Here is a 17,555-nt window from a genome sequence, read left to right on the forward strand (position 1 = left end):
GCGTCGGCCTGGCCCCGCGCCCGCCCCGACGAGGCAGGAGCCGCGCGCCTCTCAGGGGAGCTCCGCCCCTCCGAGCCCCGCGTCGCGGGCCATCGCGATCGCCTGGGGGCGGGACTCCACCGGCAGCTTCGTGAACACCGTGGACACGACGTTGCGCACCGTCTTCTCCGACAGGTAGAGGCGGCGGGCGATCTCGCCGTTGCTCAGCCCGCGGGCGACGAGGTCGAGCACCTCGTGCTCACGCTCGGTCAGCTGCGGGAACGGCGTCAACCGCTCGTTCCGGGTGATGAGCCGGGTGAGCACCGCCGGACCGACCGCCGCGCCGAGGATGACCTCTCCGTGCCCCACCGCCTCGAGCGCCCGGGTGATCTCCTGCCGGCTGGCCCCCTTCAGCAGGTAGCCGCGCGCGCCGGCACGGAGCGCGGCCGCCACGGTGTCGTCGTTCTCGACCATGGTCAGCACCAGGCAGGCCGCCGTGGGCAGCTCGGCGGCGAGCTTCCGGATCGCCTCCAGCCCGTTGGTGCCCGGCATGTGCAGGTCCATCAGGACGACGTCGGGCCGCTCGGCCAGCGCGAGCGCGACCGCCTCGTCGCCGTCGGCTGCCTGCCCGACGACGTGGGCCCAGGGCAGCGCGTCCACCAGCGCGGCGATGCCGGCCCGGAACATCGGGTGGTCGTCGGCGACCAGGACGGACAACCGATCGGTCATGCCGTGACCTCCACGAGGCGTTCCTGGGCCGGACCGGCTGGGCGGTCCGCCGGCAGCGTCGCGACGACGGTCGTCCCACCGCGGCCGCCGGTGACGGTGCACGAACCGCCCAGCTCGGTGGCCCGCTGGTGCATCGAGGTGAGCCCCACCCCGGCCGTCGCCTGCCGGGCGAGCCCGACGCCGTCGTCGGCCACCCGCACCGTGAGGACGCCGTCCACCTGCTCGAGGCGGACGTCGACGTGCCGCGCCCCGGAGTGCTTGGCCACGTTGGCCAGCGCCTCCGCGGTGATCCGGTAGGCCGCGACCTCGGCCGCCGCCGAGAGGCCGGTGAGCGGACCCTCTCCGGTCACCGCGACCTCCACCCCGGCGGTGCGCAGGCGCTCCGCCGCCTCCTGCACCGCCGGCACCAGCCCCAGGTCGTCCAGCGCGGCCGGCCGCAGGTCGTCGACGATGCGCCGGACGTCGGAGACGCTGCCCCGGAGGTAGCCGGCCGCGGCCTCGAGGACGGCGGCGGCCCGGTCGGGGTCGGTGTGCACGAGGTCGGCGGCGACGTCGAGCTGCATGGCGGTGGCGGCCAGTCCGGGGCCGAGGTCGTCGTGCAGGTCGTGGCGCAGCCGCCGGCGCTCCTCCTCCCGCGAGGTCACGATGTGCTCGCGCGAGCGGTGCAGCTCCACCTGGAGGGCCGCGGCGTGCGCTGCCACGGCGGCGTGGCGGGCCAGCTCCTCGAGCAGCCTGCGGCCGCGCTCACCGACACCTCCCGGTGGCACGGCGACGACGAGCTCCCCCACCGAACGGCCGGAGTAGACCAGCGGGACCGTCAGCGTCTCCGCTCCCGGGTCACGCCGGCCGTGCACCACCGCCCCGTGGTGGGCCACGCGCAGCTCGGCGTACGGGAGGAGCAGGGTGCGGGCCACCACGTCCACCACCGCCGGCAGCACCGCGCCCGGCGAGCTCGCGGAGGTGAGCCGTTCGGCCAGGCGCGAGACGCCGGCGTACGGCTCGTCGGCCTGGCCGTACAGCAGCCGGTTGACGGCACGCTGCACGCGGTCCTTGAGCGGCTGCACCGCCATCGCGGCCAGGACGAACAGGAGGAGCTCCCAGTCCTCCGTCACCCGCTGGGCCAGCCCGGTGAGCACCGCGAGGAGGGCACCGTAGGCGGCCAGGGTCAGCACGGTGAGCGCGCCGTAGACCAGCGCCCGGTTCACCACGACGTCGAGGTCCCACAACCGGCGACGGACCATGGCGTAGGTGATGGCGGCCGGGAGCGGCACCATCGCCGCCGCGACGAACGCCGCCGAGGCGACCGGCAGCAGCCACCCCGCGACCAGCAGGGCCAGCGTCGCGGCGGCGCCGGCGGCCACCAGGACGACGTGGTCGCGCTCCTGCCCCGATGTCCGCCGCAGGCGGAGCACGAGCGATGCCACGCCGAGCAGCGCGCCGAGCACCACCACAGGCAGGATCGCGCTCACGGCGGTCCAGGCGCCGTCGAGGGGCACCGGGTGGTCCAGCTCGCCGTAGTACGCGGGCGGGGCGATGTCGCGCTGGTCGTACGGCGTCACCGCCCACGCCACGGTGGCTGCGACCGTCGCGCCGCCCGACACCGCGACCACCCAGCGCCACCGCGGCGACGGCAGGGAGCCGGTGGGCAGGAACAGCAGGAGCACCGAGGGCACCAGCGTGTAGCCCGGTACCCAGGTGAACCCGGCGACCCAGTGCAGCAGGGCGCCGGCGGTGTGGCCGGGGGTCTCCGTCAGCAGCAGGTGCGCCAGCGACCCGGTGAACGACGACACGGCGTTGCTCAGGCCCACCACGACCATCAGCCAGCCGACCGGCGTGCGCGGGAGCCGGGTCGCGACGACGGCGCCGAGCACCCCGTACGCGATCCCGGCCAGCACCCCGCGCAGCGCACTCCCCGCCGGGTAGTCCGGACCGTCGGCCGGCAGCACCTGCAGCACCAGGGTGGCCGCGGCCAGCGCCACGCACGCCGCGCCGCCGCCCGCCGCCGGCCCGCGCCACGGGCGCCGGCGCGGGTCCCTGGTCGCGGAACGCGGCTGCATGGACGGATGTTCTCAGCAGATGGTGTCCCGGGTGGGAGGGACAGCGGTCCTGCACCCGATCGGGACCGGCGTCCGATGACGGCAGGACGTGGCCGGCCGGAGCCTTCCGGCAGCTCGCACGGCACCCCGCCGCCGAGACGACCTGGAGATCCCGCCATGACGCAGCACGTCAGCACCCCCGCCCCGACGACCGAGATCAGGATGGGCGCGACCCTCAGCGCGCCGGACCACGCCGTGGTCACCGGCGCCGGCGCCCCCGATGCCGCGCCGGCCGCACGCGGCGACCGGCCACGGGCGTGGCGGCTCCCGGCCCTGGCCGGCGCCGCGCTCGTGTCACCTGCCGCGATGGCCGCGCAGTACGCGCTCAACAGCGCAGGGCTCCCGCGCCAGGATGCCGAGGTCTACCTGACCGGGGTCGCCGCCGACAGCGGCGCGATGGTCGCCTCGACGCTCGCCTACGGGCTCGCGATGACCACGATGGTCGCCGTCGGCGCGCTCGCGGCGGTGGTGCTCCGGCGGACCGCGCCGATCGCGTCCGCGCTGTCCGCGGCGCTGCTGACCCTGGGGGCGGTCGGTGGCGGTGCGTTCGTCGGGCTCCGGCTCGCCGCGCTCGCGATGGTCGAGGACGGCGCGGTCCTGCCCGGCGGGACCGAGGCCTTCGTCCGGCTGCAGGGCGCGATCATCGACCCGGTCGGCTGGCTGCTGATCTGCGCCATCCTGGGCACCGTCGCGCTGGCCGTCGCCCTGCACCGCTCCCGTCGCGCGGTGGGCTGGTGGCCGGCGGTGGTGACCGTCGTCGGGTTCGTGCTCGCCAGCGGGGAGTTCCCGAACGCCGTCAGCGTCGCCGGGGCCGTCGTGCAGGGGGCCGCGCTCGTCCCGCTCGCCCGGCTGGCGCTCGGCTCCCGGGACTGACGGGCGAGGCGGCGCGCTCGGGGCACGCGCAGGCGGCGTCCCCACGGTCACGGGCCGTGGGGACGCCGGCCGCGGGTGACGGCGGGCGGGCCGGCGGCGGGGAGACCGGCGGCGCGAGCCGAGCCCCACCGGGCGCACCGGACACCGAGGTCGGGGCACCGGGCGAAACAGCGGGGCCGGTCGCGGTGTTCTCTAGTCGTCACCACGACAGAGGGAGGCACATTGACCACCGAGACCGCGATCCTCGCCGGCGGTTGCTTCTGGGGCGCGCAGGAGCTGCTGCGCAAGCGCCCCGGGGTGATCTCGACCCGGGTCGGCTACTCCGGGGGAGACACCCCGAACGCCACCTACCGGAACCACGGTGACCACGCGGAGGCGGTCGAGATCGTCTTCGACCCCGACGTGATCTCGTTCCGCGAGCTGCTGGAGTTCTTCTTCCAGATCCACGACCCGTCGACCAAGGACCGCCAGGGCAACGACATCGGTCGCAGCTACCGCTCGGCGATCTTCTACACCAGCGACGAGCAGCAGCGCGTCGCGCTCGACACCACCGCCGACGTCGACGCCTCGGGCATCTGGCCGGGGAAGGTCGTCACCGAGGTCGAGCCGGCCGGCGACTTCTGGGAGGCCGAGGAGGAGCACCAGGACTACCTGCAGAAGATCCCGTTCGGCTACACCTGCCACTACGTGCGGCCCGACTGGGTGCTCCCCCGCCGCCAGGAGCAGACCGCCTGAGCACCTGAGGCCGGCGCCCGGGCGGCGCGGCTGCGAGGGGCGGGTGGCACCGACGGCGCCACCCGCCCCTCGGTCGACGGCCCGGGTCAGTCCTGCAGGAAGGCCAGCAGATCGGCGTTGATCGTCCCGGCCTGCGTGGTCGGCATGCCGTGGGGGAAGCCGGAGTACGTCCTGAGCGTCCCGTTCGGCAGCAGCTCGGCCGAGCGCGGGGCGGAGTCGGCGTAGGGCACGACCTGGTCGTCGTCGCCGTGCATGACCAGCACGGGCACGGTGATCTTCTTCAGGTCGTCGGTGAAGTCCGTCTGGGAGAACGCGACGACGCCGTCGTGGTGCGCCTTCGCCCCGCCCATCATCCCCTGGCGCCACCAGTTCTGGATGATCGCCTCGACCGCCACCTCGAAGTCGAGCCGACCGTCCCCGACCACGGCGTGCACCCGCTGACCGCTGCGCACCCGACCGTCGAGCAACAAGCGGGAGAGCCGGTTGTCGACCTCGCGCTGGATGGCCCGGCGCAACGGGCGCGCGCCGAACTGCGGCTCGAAGCCGCGCTCGGCGAGCCAGCCGACCGCCTCCGGGCTGACGTCGAGCTCGATGCCCTGGGCCCGGAGCCGCCGGCGGGTCTCCTCGAGCAGCAGGTCGGTGATCCGCTCCAGCTGGGTGCGTTCCAGCTGACGGAACACAACGATCTCGTCGATCCGGTTGAGGAACTCCGGGCGGAACGATTCGCGCAGCCGCCGCATCAGCCGGTCGCGCAGCGACTCGTCCGCCACGCCCTCGCCCCCGTTGCCGAAGCCGAGCGGGGTGTGCCGGCCGACGATCAGCTCCGACCCGAGGTTGCTGGTCATGATGCTCACGGTGCTGCGGAAGTCGACGGTCCGGCCCTGGGAGTCGGTGAGCCGGCCGTCGTCGAGCACCTGCAGCAGGGTGTTGAAGACGTCGGGGTGGGCCTTCTCCACCTCGTCGAAGAGCACCACCGAGTACGGCCGGCGGCGCACCGCCTCGGTGAGCTGCCCGGCGTCCTCGTACCCGACGTAGCCGGGCGGGGACCCGCGCCAGCTCGGTCTTGCCCACGCCGGTCGGCCCCAGGAAGAGGAAGCTGCCGATCGGTCGATCCGGGTCGCCCAGGCCGACCCGGGAGCGGCGCACCGCCTCGGCGACGACGTCGACCGCCTCGTCCTGGCCGACCACCCGCTCGTGCAGGCGCTGCTCGAGTCCGAGCAGCCGCGACATCTCCTCCTGGGTGAGCTGGCTGACCGGGCTGCCGGTGGCCCGGGACACCACCTCGGCGATGTCCTCGACGCCCACCCCGGGGACGGCCGGCCCTTCCCCGCCACCGTCCTGGGCCTCCGCTGCGCTTCGGCGACCTGGTCGCGCAACGCGGAGGCCCGCTCGTACTGCTCGGCCGCGACGGCCTGGGCCGCGACGGAGGGATGGACCGGCTGACACGTCCGGATTCCAGCGCCTGCAGCACTGCTGTGGTCACCTGTCGACCCGCGTGCGGGACGGCGCGACCCCACCGCTCGACGTCGGAAACGGGGGCCGGCTGAGCGGTTGACGCGCCGGCCGCGGTCCCCGCCCGGGCGCACTCTCGATGACGGCGTACAACTGCGCACCTGCCACCTCGGGAGGATCGATCACTACGGGGCACCTGAGGTCCGGTCCCGGTCGCCTCCTCCACCCGGGCAGGCGGCACGCGCCATGGGGCGTGTACCGACCAGCGCCGTCGTCACTCAGAGCGTGTCAGCGAACCCCCGGATGTCGCGCACCGCCGCCTTGTACGCCTCGGGCACAGCCGCACGGAAGGACATGTCCGCGGCGTGGGTGAGGCCGAGGTTCACGCGGCCGACCACCGGAACCCCGGCCCGCTGCAGCAGCCGGAAGTAGGCGATCCCCTCGTCGCGCAGCGGGTCGAGCTCGTTGACTGCGATCACGTGCGGGGGCAACCCCGCGACGTCGTCCTCGGTGGCGAAGTACGGCCAGGCGAGCGGGTTCTCCGCGTTCTCGCCGGTCGGGTCGTAGACCGCCACGAGCATGTCCATCATGTCGCAGTTGATGTAGTGCCCGTCGTTCTCGACCATCGACGGCAGCTCGCGGAGCTTGCGCTCGCGGCTCCAGCCGTAGCCGCCACTGATGTACGGGACCATCGCGTAGACGCCGTCGATGCGGTCCAGCCGGTTCTCCCGCTTGGCCTTCAACGTGGTGGCCAGCACGAGGTTGGCCCCGCCGGACTCCCCCTGCAGGACGATCCGGGTGATGCCCAGCTCGGCGCGGTGTTCGTGCACCCAGTCGAGCGCGGAGCTGCAGTCGTCCAGCCCCACCGGGAACGGGTTGGGCCCCTGCTCGGTCCAGGCGTTCCGGAAGCCGACGGTGACCACCACCATGCCGGTCAGGGCGAGATCCTCGCTCCAGCGTCGGTGCACCGCGTTGTGCGCCTCGAGGATCGTCATGCCGCCGCCGTGGATGTAGACGACGCACGGCAGCGGCCCGTCGACGCCGGCCGGACGGAACACGTGCAGCGGGATCTCTGCTCCGTCGACCGAGGTCACCGTCTCCCTTCGGTGGCCGACATCGGCGCGTACCTCGTCGGGCCAGTCGCTGGGGACGGCGGCGTACAGCTCTTCGAAGGCGGCGTGCGAGGCGCCGACGAACTCGGCGACCGCCTCCGGCGGGGCGCTGCGGTCGAACGGCGGCGGGGCGGCGTGCCGGTCCAGCTGGAATGCCGCGAACGTCGCCCGCAGACCGGGGTGCAGTCGTGGATCGGTGCGCAGCTCCACGTCCGGGTCGGCGAGCCGGCCCTCCTGCCGCGCCCTGAGCTCCTGCGTCGTCTCGCTCATGTCTCTCCTCGATGCGACCGGTGGCCGATTCGCCGCAGGGCACTGTGGCGCGGGTCGCAGCCGCAGTCAAGGAGTCGGAGGACCCCGTGGAGTCCCTCGCACGCCGCCGCTGCAGGAGACTGCTGCGGGACACCACGGGCGACCACCGCTCGGGGCGTCCGCCGCATGTTCTAGGAGCCCATCGGAGCCATCGTGCCCGTCTCCCCGGCCCCGGGAACCGTGAGGGCCGGGACGGCGTCCCGGGCCACGAACAGCAGCAGGCCCGGGCCGAGCAGCACAGCGGCCGTCCCGTACGTCGCGACCCTGCGCCAGGGCAGGGTCTTCTCGACCGCGGTCAACCCGGCGACGAGGGCCATCCACACGACGCTCATGACCCCCAGGGCGAACAACGAGGCCATGAGTGCCCAGCAGCAGCCGACGCACCAGGCGCCGTTCTTCGCCCCCATCCGGAACGCGCCCCGGCGGCCGTCCCGCCACGAGCCGAGCAGGAACCCGAGCGGGCTGCGGCACTTGCCGGGACAGACGTCCTTCAACGGGTTCAGCTCGTACGCCGCCGCACGACCAGCGTGCCACCCGCTATTCATCGGCCCGCCCGGTCCCAGGCCCGGAGATCGCCCGGCACCCGGCCGAGGATCGCGGCGAGCGCGAAGGCGGACAGTCCGGCGCCGGCCCACGTGGCCAGATTGCCGCCGGTGAACAGCAGCGGTGAGAGCGGGGACCGGCGCCCGGTCATGCGGGAGGAGAGGGCGATCGTCGGTGCGACCGACGGGAACATCATCGCCGCCATCATCACGACCCACACGACGAGGAACCAGCCGAGCGTGCCGAGGCCGGTCCACGGCCCGTCGTCCATGACCTGCATCCGGTCGACCGTCCACCACCACCCCGCGCCGGCGAACGCGAAGAGCGCGGCGACCAGCAGGAGCCGCACGCGCACCGCGGCGAAGGCGGGCGCCAGCCCCCCGTCGGCGCTGGAGCGTTCCCGGGTCGGCGCGCTCACGGGTGTCAGCCCGCCCAAGGAGAAGTCCGAGGTCGACAGCCCGGTCTTGCCCTCGTACCGGATCCCGAAGAGTCGACGTTGCCGACACCCCCACCGGCTGCCCGGCAACTCACCTGACGGCCTGCGGGCGGGCGGCTCGGGGAGCCGCGCCTGCGGCGAGTCGGTGTCGTCACGCTATGCGCGCAGCCGGTCCATGCATGTCCTCGCGTTCCTCCACCCGGAGAACAGGCCGGCCAGAGGACGGCGCTCAGCCGAGCGACCTCGGGCAGACCGTCACACGCACACGCCAGGCAGATCTCACGGGACGCGCCCCGACGAGCTGCGGGGCCGGGCATGCTGACCCTGTGCACCACATCGGGATCGACCTCGCCTGGGGGCTCAAGCAACCGACCGGCCTCGCCGTGCTGGACGACGCCGGCCGGCTGGTGCACGTCAGCGCGGTGCGCACCGACGAGGAGATCGAGACCGCGCTGGCCCCGTTCACCGCCGGCCCGTGCATCGTGGCGATCGACGCCCCGCTGGTGGTCACCAACGCCACCGGGAACCGGGCCGCCGAGCGGGCGCTGAACGCCGACTTCGCGAGGTTCCAGGCCGGGGCGCACCCGACGAACACCGGCAAACCCGAGTTCACCGGTGGCGACACCCGCGGCGGGCGGATCGGCCGGCGCCTGAAGCTGGACCTCGACCCCCGTTCGGGCCGCGACCGCCGGGCGATCGAGGTCTACCCGCACGCGGCGACGGTGGCGCTGTTCCGGCTGGGCCGCACGCTGAAGTACAAGAACAAGCCGGGCCGGGTGCTCGAGCAGCTGCGCGCGGAGCTGCTGCTGCTCATCGACCTATTGGGCGCGGTGGCCGAGCTGGAGCTCGGTGCACCGTTCGCCGCGCTGCGCCGGCAGGTGCAGGCCGCCACCCGCAAGAGCGAGCTGCGGGCGGCGGAGGACCAGGTCGACGCCGTCGTGTGCGCCTACGTGGCTTGGATCGCCGTCCGGCGCCCGGACGAGGTGACCACCTACGGCGACGCGGCCGGCGGCGCCATCGTGACCCCGACCCTGCCGCCGGACCTGCAGCCCGGCCCCCGGGTCGCCGCACCCCCGCCCGACCCGGTGCAGCAGGCCATCCAGGCGTACGCCGACGGCCGGCCCGATGCCCTGGTCGCCGGGGCGCAGGCGCTCGCGCTCGTCACCGGGGTGCTCGACGACGCCGGGATCAACTACCTGTCGGTGACCGGGCGGACCAAGAGCATCGCCTCGTTCGCGGAGAAGGCGGCCCGCACGGTCGACGGTGTGCCTGTTTACCCGGACCCGGCGCGGGACATCACCGACCAGATCGGCGTGCGGGTGATCACCTACGTGCAGAGCGACGTGGAGGCGGTCGCCGAGCTGCTGGCCGCGCAGGTGCGGGTGATCGACGACCGCGACATGGGTCGGCGGACCGCGCAGCAGGGCCGGTTCGGTTACTCCAGCCGGCACCTGCTGATCGGCGTGGACCCCGGCCGGGCGGACGAGCTTCCGGAGCTGGTCGGGCGCGTGGTGCAGGTGCAGGTGCGCACGGTGCTGCAGCACGCGTGGGCCGAGTTCGAGCACGACATCCGCTACAAGGGCACGGTGCCGGACGAGCACGCTCCCGAGTTCGACCGCCGGTTCACCCTGGCCGCCGGGTTGCTGGAGCTGGCCGATCAGCAGTTCACCGCGATCCGCGAGCGCCTCCGGGCACCGGTTCCCAGCGACGAGGCCGACGACATCGACCCCGACGACCCTCGGATCGCGCCCCGGGAACTGGCTGCCTTCCTGGCCGGGCAGTACGCCGACGCCGGCTGGTCGCGCCCGGACCACTACACCTGGATCTCCGGCCTGCTGCTCGAACTGGGCGTGACCAGCCTTGTGGAGCTGGGTGAGGTGCTCCGCGGTGTCGACGACAGCGGCATCACCGCCCGGATGGACTACCGCTATCCCCCGGGTGCCGTGCGCCGGCTGGACGACACGCTGCTGGCCGGCTTCGGGCAGCGGTACGTGGACTTGCACGGCAACGCCGACCGGCGGTCCGCGCTGACCACCCGGCTGCAGCGGCTCACCGGCAGCTGACCACCGCGCCGCGGCCGAGCACGCAAACGGGACCGGCCGGAACGACGTCCGGGGGTGAGCAGGCCATAGCCTCGCCCCCATGCGCGCAGTCCAGATCACCGAGTTCGGTGGCCCCGAGGTCCTGACCGTCGTCGACGTGCCAGAGCCGGAGGCCGGCCCGGGCCAGAAGCTCCACGACGTCTCCACCGCCGGCATCAACTACGCCGACACCCACCAGATCGAGAACAGCTACCTGGCCGAGCAGAAGCTGCCGCTGGTCCCCGGTGCGGAGTTCGTCGGCACCCCGGTCGGCGGCGGCCAGCGGGTGGTCGGCCTCCTCGACGGCGGCGGCTACGCCGAGAAGGTCGTCGCCCACGACTTCCTCACCTGGGCGGTGCCCGACGGCGTGACCGACGAGCAGGCGCTCGCCGTGGTCCTGCAGGGGTCCACCGCGTGGCACCTGCTGCGCACCAGCGCACACCTGGCCGAGGGCGAGACCGTCGTCGTCATCGCCGGCGCCGGCGGAGTCGGCTCGCTGGCCGTGCAGCTGGCCCGGAGGTGGGGTGCCGGCCGGGTCATCGCCACCGCCTCCTCCCCCGAGAAGCGGCAGCTGGCCGAGCAGCTCGGCGCGCACGCCACCGTCGACCCGGCGCTGGCCGACGACGACCCGAAGGCCTTCACCGGCGCGCTGCGCGAGGCCAACGGCGGCAGGCCGGTCGACATCGTGCTCGAGATGACCGGGGGCAACGTCTTCTCCGGCTCGCTGTCGGCGCTCGCGCCGTTCGGCCGGCTGGTCACCTACGGCATGGCCGCGCGTGCGAGGACCCACGCCGTCCCGCCGGGCATCCTCATGCAGAAGAGCCGCGCGGTCATCGGCTTCTGGCTGGCGCACTGCATGGCCCGCCCGCAGATGATGGACGCCGCCATGACCGACCTGCTGGCCCTGGTCGACGCCGGTGAGCTCAAGCCCGTCGTCGGCGGCCGCTACCCGCTGTCGGCCGTCGCCGACGCCCACCAGGACCTGCTCGCCCGACGCACCACCGGCAAGCTCGTCCTCGACCCGAGCAGCTGATCGCAGGGCGGTCGCCCTCCCGACTCCACGGGAGGGTGACCGCCGTGTCACCCACCCGGCTGGCCCCGTTCATCCGTCCGGGTGCACCCGCCCCCGCGGCGGGTTTTCGCTCCCTACCGTCCGTAGCGGTCGCAGCCGGGGGGACGAGCGTCCGATCTCCACCCCTCCGTGCGTCCATCCGAGGAGGACACGGGGGGATCCATGGCACGACGCACGCTGCGCTCCGGCGCCGCGGCGGCCGGGTTGGCCGTCGCACTGATGACCGGGACGGCGGGCTGCACCTTTCCCGACGTCACGATGAGCCCGGGGCTCTCCCAGGAGCAGGACGTCGCGGAGGACACGGCCGAGCCGGCCGGAGCGACCGGGGCGGCGGCCACCGCGTCCGCTGCGCCCGAGCGCCCCGCCGGCGACCTGGACACCGGTTCGCTCACCCGCACCATCGCCGCCGGCGACCAGACCGTGGTCGTCGACTACTGGACCGAGCAGGACGCCAAGTCCTGGACGACGTCCGACCCCAAGACCCTCCAGCTGGCCGCGCACGTGGAGGGCGCCCGCTCCGGCGTGCAGATCCTGGTCACCCGGTTCGTCGCGACGGCCGACGACGGGACGCAGCGCACGGTCGCCGCCGAGGACCGCGGCGAGTTCGCGCTCATGCCGCCGTTCACCTACGCCACGGCGTTCACGCTGCCCGACGTCTCGCCCACGGCGACGGCGGTGACCCTCTACGTCCAGTTCGACCTGCTGGTCGAGACGATGCCCGACTCCGGGCGCTACTACCGCCAGACGGTGCTCGACCAGCTCGAGCTCCCGCTGCTCGAGGAGGACTCGCTGTGACCGAGGTCGTCCTGCACGGCATGCGCCGCGCCACCGACCGCGTCCACCTGCTGGCCCGCAGCGGCCAGGAGGTCACCGACGTCAGCTCGCTCGTCCCCGACGAGTTCGGCGGCGGCCAGGCGCACCACGAGCGCCGGCACGCCACCATCAGCTGCATCATCCCGGCGTACAACGAGGAGTCGACGATCGCCGACGTCCTCACCTCGCTGCTCTCGCAGACCCGGCCGCCGGACGCCGTCCACGTCATCATCAACAACACCGACGACGACACCCCGGAGATCGCCCGGCAGTTCGCGGGTGAGCACATGCGCGTGGTGAAGGGCGAGGCGTTCCACACCGTCGTCCACGTGCACGACATCGGCGAGAACCCCGACAAGAAGGTCGGCGCGCTCAACTACGGCTACTACGTCAGCCGCGGCTACGACTACATCCTCGGGGTCGACGGCGACACCACGCTGGACCGCCGCTGCGTCGAGTGGCTGGAGAAGGAGATGGTGACCGACCCGCGCATCGGCGGGCTGTCGGCCATCTACACCTTCGACAAGTCCAAGGTGAAGGGCGCGATGGCGCGCTTCCTGGTGGCCGGGCAGCGCGCCCAGTTCGCCGGCTTCAACATGGACAACCTCGTCCGCGGCCGGAACATGGCCGTCCTCGGCGGGCAGTGCAGCCTCTTCAGCGTCCGCGCGCTGGAGATGGTGATGTACCGCAACCACCAGGCCGCCCCGTGGGTGCGCGACTCCGAGGTGGAGGACTCCAAGCTCTCCCTGCAGATCAAGGACGCCGGGTTCAGCACGAAGATCAGCGCCCGGGCCCGCGCGTTCGTGGGCCCGATGACCACGCTGCGCGCGCTGCACGGGCAGCAGGTCAAGTGGAACTTCGGCGGCATCGACCTGCTGTGGCCGGGTCAGCGCGGCGACACCAAGGGCCAGCCGATGCACCCCAACCTGCGGCTGCGCTGGTACGAGAACATCTCGATGCTGTTCAACATCGGCACCCGCATGTCGTTCCTGCTCCTGCTGGCCGCGGCCCTGTCGATCGACGCCTTCGTCTTCAACCCGGTCTGGCTGATCCCCCCGGTCGTGGCGACCCTGCTCAACCTGCGGATCGCCGCCTCCATGCACGACAAGAGCGCCACGGACATCTTCTACGCGCTGCTGTTCGCACCGGCCGAGCTGTACATGTGGATCCGCATGGGCCACTTCGTGAGCGCCTGGGTCCAGTTCTTCGCGCGGGTGGAGAAGGACAACTGGGCCGCCCAGGCCGCGGCGGAGCGCGGGCGCGGATCGGCCTACGTGATGCCGGCCCTGTGCGCGGCGGCCACCTTCGCCGTGCTGATCTTCGCCTGGAGCCAGCAGAGCGTCGGCGTGCAGTCGGCGATCCTGTCCGTCGGCTGGCCGGTGCTGTACCTGGTCACGGTGCTGCAGACGCTGTTCATGCTGAAGAAGCTCGTCCGCCGCCAGCGCGGGTTCACCGTCTGAGACCCAGCTCCTGACCGCGCCTCGGTGGTGTAGCCGATCTGGCTGCCCAGGTCGGAGTACACCTGCTCGAGCTCCGCGGCGCTGGCGGCCTCGCTGTAGCTGCCGCCGGTCTGGTCGGCGATCTCCTCCAGCGCGGCCCGGTCCACCGGCACCGGCACCCGCTCGCCGTCGATGTCGAGGGTGCCGTAGTCGGTGCCGAACGCGATCGTGGAGACCGGCACCCCGGCGGCGCGCGCGGCCTCGATGGCCTGCGTGTCGTCGCGGCCGACGGTGTTGGTGCCGTCGGACAGCAGCACGATCCGCGCCGGTGGCAGCTCCTCCCCGGTGCTCTCCAGCGACGCCTGGAAGTTCTCGATCGCCGAGAGCGAGGTGAACACCGCCTCGCCGATCGCCGTCGCCTCGGCCAGCTGCAGGTTCTCGATGGCGATGGCGACCTGCCCCCGGTCGGTCGTCGGCGGCACCACCGTGGTGGCCGTGCCCGCGAAGGTCACCAGGCCCAGGTTGATCCGCTCGGGCAGCACGTCCACGAACTCGGTGGCCGCCCGCTGCATGGCCCGGAAGCGCGTCGGCTCGACGTCCTCGGCCTCCATGGACAGCGAGACGTCGACGGCCATCACCACCGTCGCCCGCTCCCGCGGGACCCGCACCTCGGTGCTCGGCACGGCCAGCGACACCACGAGCGTGGCCAGCCCGAGCGCGACCAGCCCGAAGGCGAGGTGCCGCTTCCACCCGGGCCGCTTGGGCACCAGCGACCCGAGCAGCGCCACGTTGGTGAACCGGGCGGCGTACGCCTTGCGCCGCAGCTGCAGCACCACGTACACGGCCACGAGCGCGGCGACCACCAGCAGGGCCAGCAGCCACCACGGGGACTGGAACGTCATCGGGAGGCCCCTCCGCTGCCGGCCCGCCGGCGCTCGGCGACGAAGCGGACGACGTCCATGAGCCAGTCACGGTCGGTCCGCAGTTGCAGGTGCCCGGCCCCGGCCCGGCGCAACGCCGCGGCCACCCGCGCCCGCTGCGCGGCGGCGCCCTCGGCGTACCGGGCGCGGAACTCCGCGTCGCCGGTGGGCACCTCGAGCGTCTGGCCGGTCTCGGGGTCGACGACGGTGAGCAGGCCGACGTCGGGCAGCTCGAGCTCGCGGGGGTCGACGACCTCGACGGCGAGCAGGTCGTGCCGGGCGCCCAGGCCGCGCAGCGGGCGCTCCCAGTCGTCGTCCCCGAGGAAGTCGGAGATCACCACGACCAGCCCGCGGCGGCGCGGCGGGCGGCGCAGCGCCTCCAGCGCCGCGGCCAGGTCCCCCCGGCGGCCCGAGCCCGCGCGCGGCGTCGCCACGATCGAGCGGAGCAGCCGCTCGGCGGCCAGCCGGCCGGGCAGCGCCGGGTACCGGTCGACCCGCTCCCCCGTGGTGACGACGGCGCCGAGCCGGTTGCCGCCGTGCACGGTGAGGTGGCCGACCGCGGCGAGCCCGGCGATGGCGAGGTCGCGCTTCTGGCAGTTGGCGGTGCCGAAGTCCAGGCTCGCCGAGAGGTCGACCACCGCCCAGGTCTCCAGCTCGCGGTCGGCGATGGTCTCGCGGACGTGCGCGACCTGGGTGCGCGCGGTCACCGGCCAGTCCATGCGCCGGACGTCGTCGCCGGGGTGGTAGGTCCGCGAGTCACCCGCCTCGCTGCCCGAACCGGGGACGAGGCCGAGGTGGTCCCCCTGCAGCAGGCCGTCGAGCCGGCGCCGCACGGTCAGCTCCAGCCGGCGGAGCAGCACGTCGGCGGGCCCGTCGGTGAAGCGGGGTGGCGTGCCGTCCTCGCCGCCCGGGCCGGTGCCCGATCCGGGCGTCGCCGGGTGCAGCAGCAGCCCCTTGTGCTCGGGCGCGGCCGGGGGCGGCTCCGCCCGGCGTCGGCGGCCGATCACGTCCGCTGCGGTCCGGGTGCGGTGCCGTTCGGGCCGCCGTGCCGGCCGTTCTCGCCGTGGTCCGGCCGGCCGGGGCCCTGCGGGCCGGCGCCGTAGTGCGGGCCGCCGGGCGCCTGCGGGCCGTTCTGCCCCCACGGCCCGCCCTGCGGCATGCCCTGCGGCGGCCCGAAGAACGGCCCACCCTGGCCGTGCGGCACCGCGGGCCCGCCCGGGACGCCCGGGCCGCCACCGGAGGCGCCCTGCCGGGGCGCCACCTGCGGCAGCGGGACGGTCTGCACGATCCGCTTGACGATGTGGTCGGCCGGCACGCCGTCGGCCAGCGCGTCGTAGGAGAGCACCAGCCGGTGGCGCAGCACGTCGGCGGTGATGTCGAGGACGTCCTGCGGGAGCACGTAGTCCCGCCCGCGCACGAGCGCCAGGGCGCGGCTGGCGGCGATCAGCCCGAGCGAAGCGCGGGGGCTCGCGCCGTAGGACACCCAGGTCGCGACGTCCTCCATGCCGTGCTCGCGCGGCGACCGGGTGGCCACCACGAGCCGGACGACGTAGTCGACCAGGGCGTGGTGCACGAAGACCTGGGACGCGGTGCCCTGCAGCCGGCGGAGCTCGTCGGGGCCGAGCACCGTCTCGGCCTCGGGCGGCTGCGAGCCCATCCGGTAGATGATCTCGCGCTCCTCCTCGGCGGTGGGGTAGTCGACCAGCACCTTCATGAGGAAGCGGTCGCGCTGCGCCTCGGGCAGGGGGTAGACGCCCTCGTTCTCGATCGGGTTCTGGGTGGCCAGCACGAGGAACGGGTCGGGCAGCGGGTGGGTCACGCCGCCGATGGAGACCTGCCGCTCGGCCATGACCTCCAGCAGCGCCGACTGCACCTTGGCCGGGGCCCGGTTGATCTCGTCGGTGAGCAGGAAGTTGGCGAAGACCGGCCCCAGCTCGGTGTCGAAGGCGTCCTGGCCGGCCTTGTAGATGCGCGTGCCGATGATGTCGGCCGGCACCAGGTCCGGGGTGAACTGCAGGCGGGAGAAGCTGCCGCCGACGACGGTCGCCAGCGTCTCGACCGCGAGGGTCTTGGCGACGCCGGGCACGCCCTCGAGGAGCACGTGACCCCGGGCGAGCAGCGCGACGAGCATCCGCTCGACCAGCCGGTCCTGGCCGACGATGACGCGCTTGATCTCGAACAGCACCCGTTCCAGGCGGGCGGCGTCGACCGAGGGGGGCACCGGCGCCTGCGGGTGGGCGGGCGCGCTCTCGATCGGTGTGCTGGCAGCGCTGGACACGTGGCTCCCTGGTCGTGCCGGGCCGCGACCACCCGGCTCGGGCAGGCCGTCGACGGGGCGGTGTCGTGCCGGCCCCGGCCCAGTGTCCTACACCGGAGGCGTGCCCCGCCGCGCCGTCGCCACCGACCCGCGGGCGCCTTTCGGGAACGACCTGCGGGCGCGCGCGGTCCCCTGCCCACGGCAGGCCGGGACTGCTAGCGTGTGCGGTGCGTCGGGCAGCTCCCCCCGTGGCTGCCCGACGCCTCACGTCCCGGCTCAGCGTGCGCTCGGCCGCACCGCCCCGAAGTACGTGCTGCTCGAGGTCCGCGCCCGCGCGATGGTCACGTGCTGGCCGCGGTCGGGCGCCTCGATCATCTGGCCGCCGCCGATGTAGATCGCGACGTGCGTGATGGACATGTAGTCGCTCCGGTCCCCGCCCCAGAAGAGCAGGTCGCCGGGCTGCAGGTCGCTGATCGCGACCTGCTTGTTCCTGTTCAGCCACCACTGGTCCCGGCTGGTCCCGCCGATGGCGATCCCGGCCCGGGCGTAGGCGTACTGCGTCAGGCCCGAGCAGTCGAAGCCGAAGAGCTGGCTGTCCGGCGGGATGCCGTTGCTGGGGCCGTTGCTGCCGCCGCCGCCCCACGAGTACGGGACGCCGAGCTGCGACCGCGCCGCCGCGATCGCGGCGGCGCGGTCGCAGCTCGGCGTC

Annotated in this window: 14 protein-coding genes and 2 pseudogenes; 6 read left to right on the forward strand and 10 right to left on the reverse strand. The window is 73.9% G+C overall.

Annotation, left to right across the window (positions count from 1 at the left end; all coding sequences use genetic code 11):
* Positions 1-51: 51 nt before the first annotated feature.
* Positions 52-708, reverse strand: coding sequence for a response regulator transcription factor (locus tag E9565_RS15415; RefSeq protein ID WP_236827662.1), 657 nt, complete (start codon positions 706-708; stop codon positions 52-54).
* Positions 705-2,765, reverse strand: coding sequence for a sensor histidine kinase (locus E9565_RS15420; RefSeq protein WP_236835761.1), 2,061 nt, complete (start codon positions 2,763-2,765; stop codon positions 705-707). Before E9565_RS15420 ends, E9565_RS15415 begins: the two co-directional genes overlap by 4 nt.
* A 156-nt stretch (positions 2,766-2,921) precedes the next feature.
* Here E9565_RS15420 and E9565_RS15425 point away from each other — a divergent pair, with 156 nt between their 5' ends.
* Both E9565_RS15425 and msrA read left to right on the forward strand, forming a co-directional pair.
* Positions 2,922-3,677 carry a hypothetical protein gene (locus E9565_RS15425; RefSeq protein WP_236835762.1) on the forward strand — a complete coding sequence of 252 codons (756 nt, stop codon included), beginning with the start codon at positions 2,922-2,924 and terminating at the stop codon, positions 3,675-3,677.
* A gap of 222 nt (positions 3,678-3,899) precedes the next feature.
* Positions 3,900-4,412 carry a peptide-methionine (S)-S-oxide reductase MsrA gene (gene msrA, locus E9565_RS15430; protein WP_236835765.1) on the forward strand — a complete coding sequence of 171 codons (513 nt, stop codon included), beginning with the start codon at positions 3,900-3,902 and terminating at the stop codon, positions 4,410-4,412.
* Between the two features lie 86 nt (positions 4,413-4,498).
* Here the strand turns inward: msrA and E9565_RS15435 are convergent, their stop codons facing one another.
* The 4 genes from E9565_RS15435 to E9565_RS23330 form a co-directional block, all read right to left on the reverse strand.
* On the reverse strand, positions 4,499-5,407 hold the full coding sequence (locus E9565_RS15435; protein WP_236835766.1) for an AAA family ATPase: 909 nt from the start codon (positions 5,405-5,407) through the stop codon (positions 4,499-4,501).
* A gap of 735 nt (positions 5,408-6,142) precedes the next feature.
* The gene (locus tag E9565_RS15440; protein WP_236827668.1) at positions 6,143-7,246 is read right to left on the reverse strand and encodes an alpha/beta hydrolase; all 1,104 of its coding nucleotides are present in this window, start codon (positions 7,244-7,246) and stop codon (positions 6,143-6,145) included.
* Positions 7,247-7,416: 170 nt separating this feature from the next.
* Positions 7,417-7,779, reverse strand: a complete 363-nt coding sequence (locus tag E9565_RS22635) for a DUF2182 domain-containing protein (protein WP_255726144.1) — start codon at positions 7,777-7,779, stop codon at positions 7,417-7,419.
* 47 nt (positions 7,780-7,826) lie between these two features.
* Entirely contained in the window at positions 7,827-8,246 is a 420-nt protein-coding gene (locus tag E9565_RS23330; RefSeq protein ID WP_308196136.1) for a DUF2182 domain-containing protein, read from the reverse strand.
* Positions 8,247-8,590: 344 nt separating this feature from the next.
* Between E9565_RS23330 and E9565_RS15450 the strand changes: the two genes are divergently transcribed.
* From E9565_RS15450 to E9565_RS15465, 4 genes and pseudogenes are all read left to right on the forward strand, one after another.
* Positions 8,591-10,327: a DUF429 domain-containing protein gene (locus E9565_RS15450; RefSeq protein WP_236835768.1), complete on the forward strand. Its 1,737-nt coding sequence runs from the start codon at positions 8,591-8,593 to the stop codon at positions 10,325-10,327.
* A gap of 79 nt (positions 10,328-10,406) precedes the next feature.
* Positions 10,407-11,378 carry an NADPH:quinone oxidoreductase family protein gene (locus E9565_RS15455; protein ID WP_236835770.1) on the forward strand — a complete coding sequence of 324 codons (972 nt, stop codon included), beginning with the start codon at positions 10,407-10,409 and terminating at the stop codon, positions 11,376-11,378.
* Positions 11,379-11,579: 201 nt separating this feature from the next.
* Positions 11,580-12,212, forward strand: a complete 633-nt coding sequence (locus E9565_RS15460; RefSeq protein WP_236827672.1) for a hypothetical protein — start codon at positions 11,580-11,582, stop codon at positions 12,210-12,212.
* Positions 12,213-12,232: 20 nt separating this feature from the next.
* Positions 12,233-13,252, forward strand: a pseudogene (locus E9565_RS15465) (glycosyltransferase family 2 protein); the annotation flags it as partial.
* 248 nt (positions 13,253-13,500) lie between these two features.
* Here the strand turns inward: E9565_RS15465 and E9565_RS15470 are convergent.
* The 4 genes and pseudogenes from E9565_RS15470 to E9565_RS15485 form a co-directional block, all read right to left on the reverse strand.
* Entirely contained in the window at positions 13,501-14,571 is a 1,071-nt protein-coding gene (locus tag E9565_RS15470) for a VWA domain-containing protein (protein ID WP_236835772.1), read from the reverse strand.
* Entirely contained in the window at positions 14,568-15,596 is a 1,029-nt protein-coding gene (locus tag E9565_RS15475) for a DUF58 domain-containing protein (protein WP_236835775.1), read from the reverse strand. Before E9565_RS15475 ends, E9565_RS15470 begins: the two co-directional genes overlap by 4 nt.
* Positions 15,597-15,862: 266 nt before the next feature.
* A pseudogene (locus tag E9565_RS15480) lies at positions 15,863-16,783 on the reverse strand (AAA family ATPase); the annotation flags it as partial.
* Between the two features lie 339 nt (positions 16,784-17,122).
* Positions 17,123-17,555 (reverse strand): C40 family peptidase (locus E9565_RS15485; protein ID WP_236835779.1); only part of this gene is annotated, 433 nt, incomplete at its 5' end.

Origin of the sequence: Blastococcus sp. KM273129 (genome assembly GCF_021698995.1) — a bacterium.
In the GTDB taxonomy this organism is placed as follows: Bacteria; Actinomycetota; Actinomycetes; order Mycobacteriales; family Geodermatophilaceae; genus Blastococcus.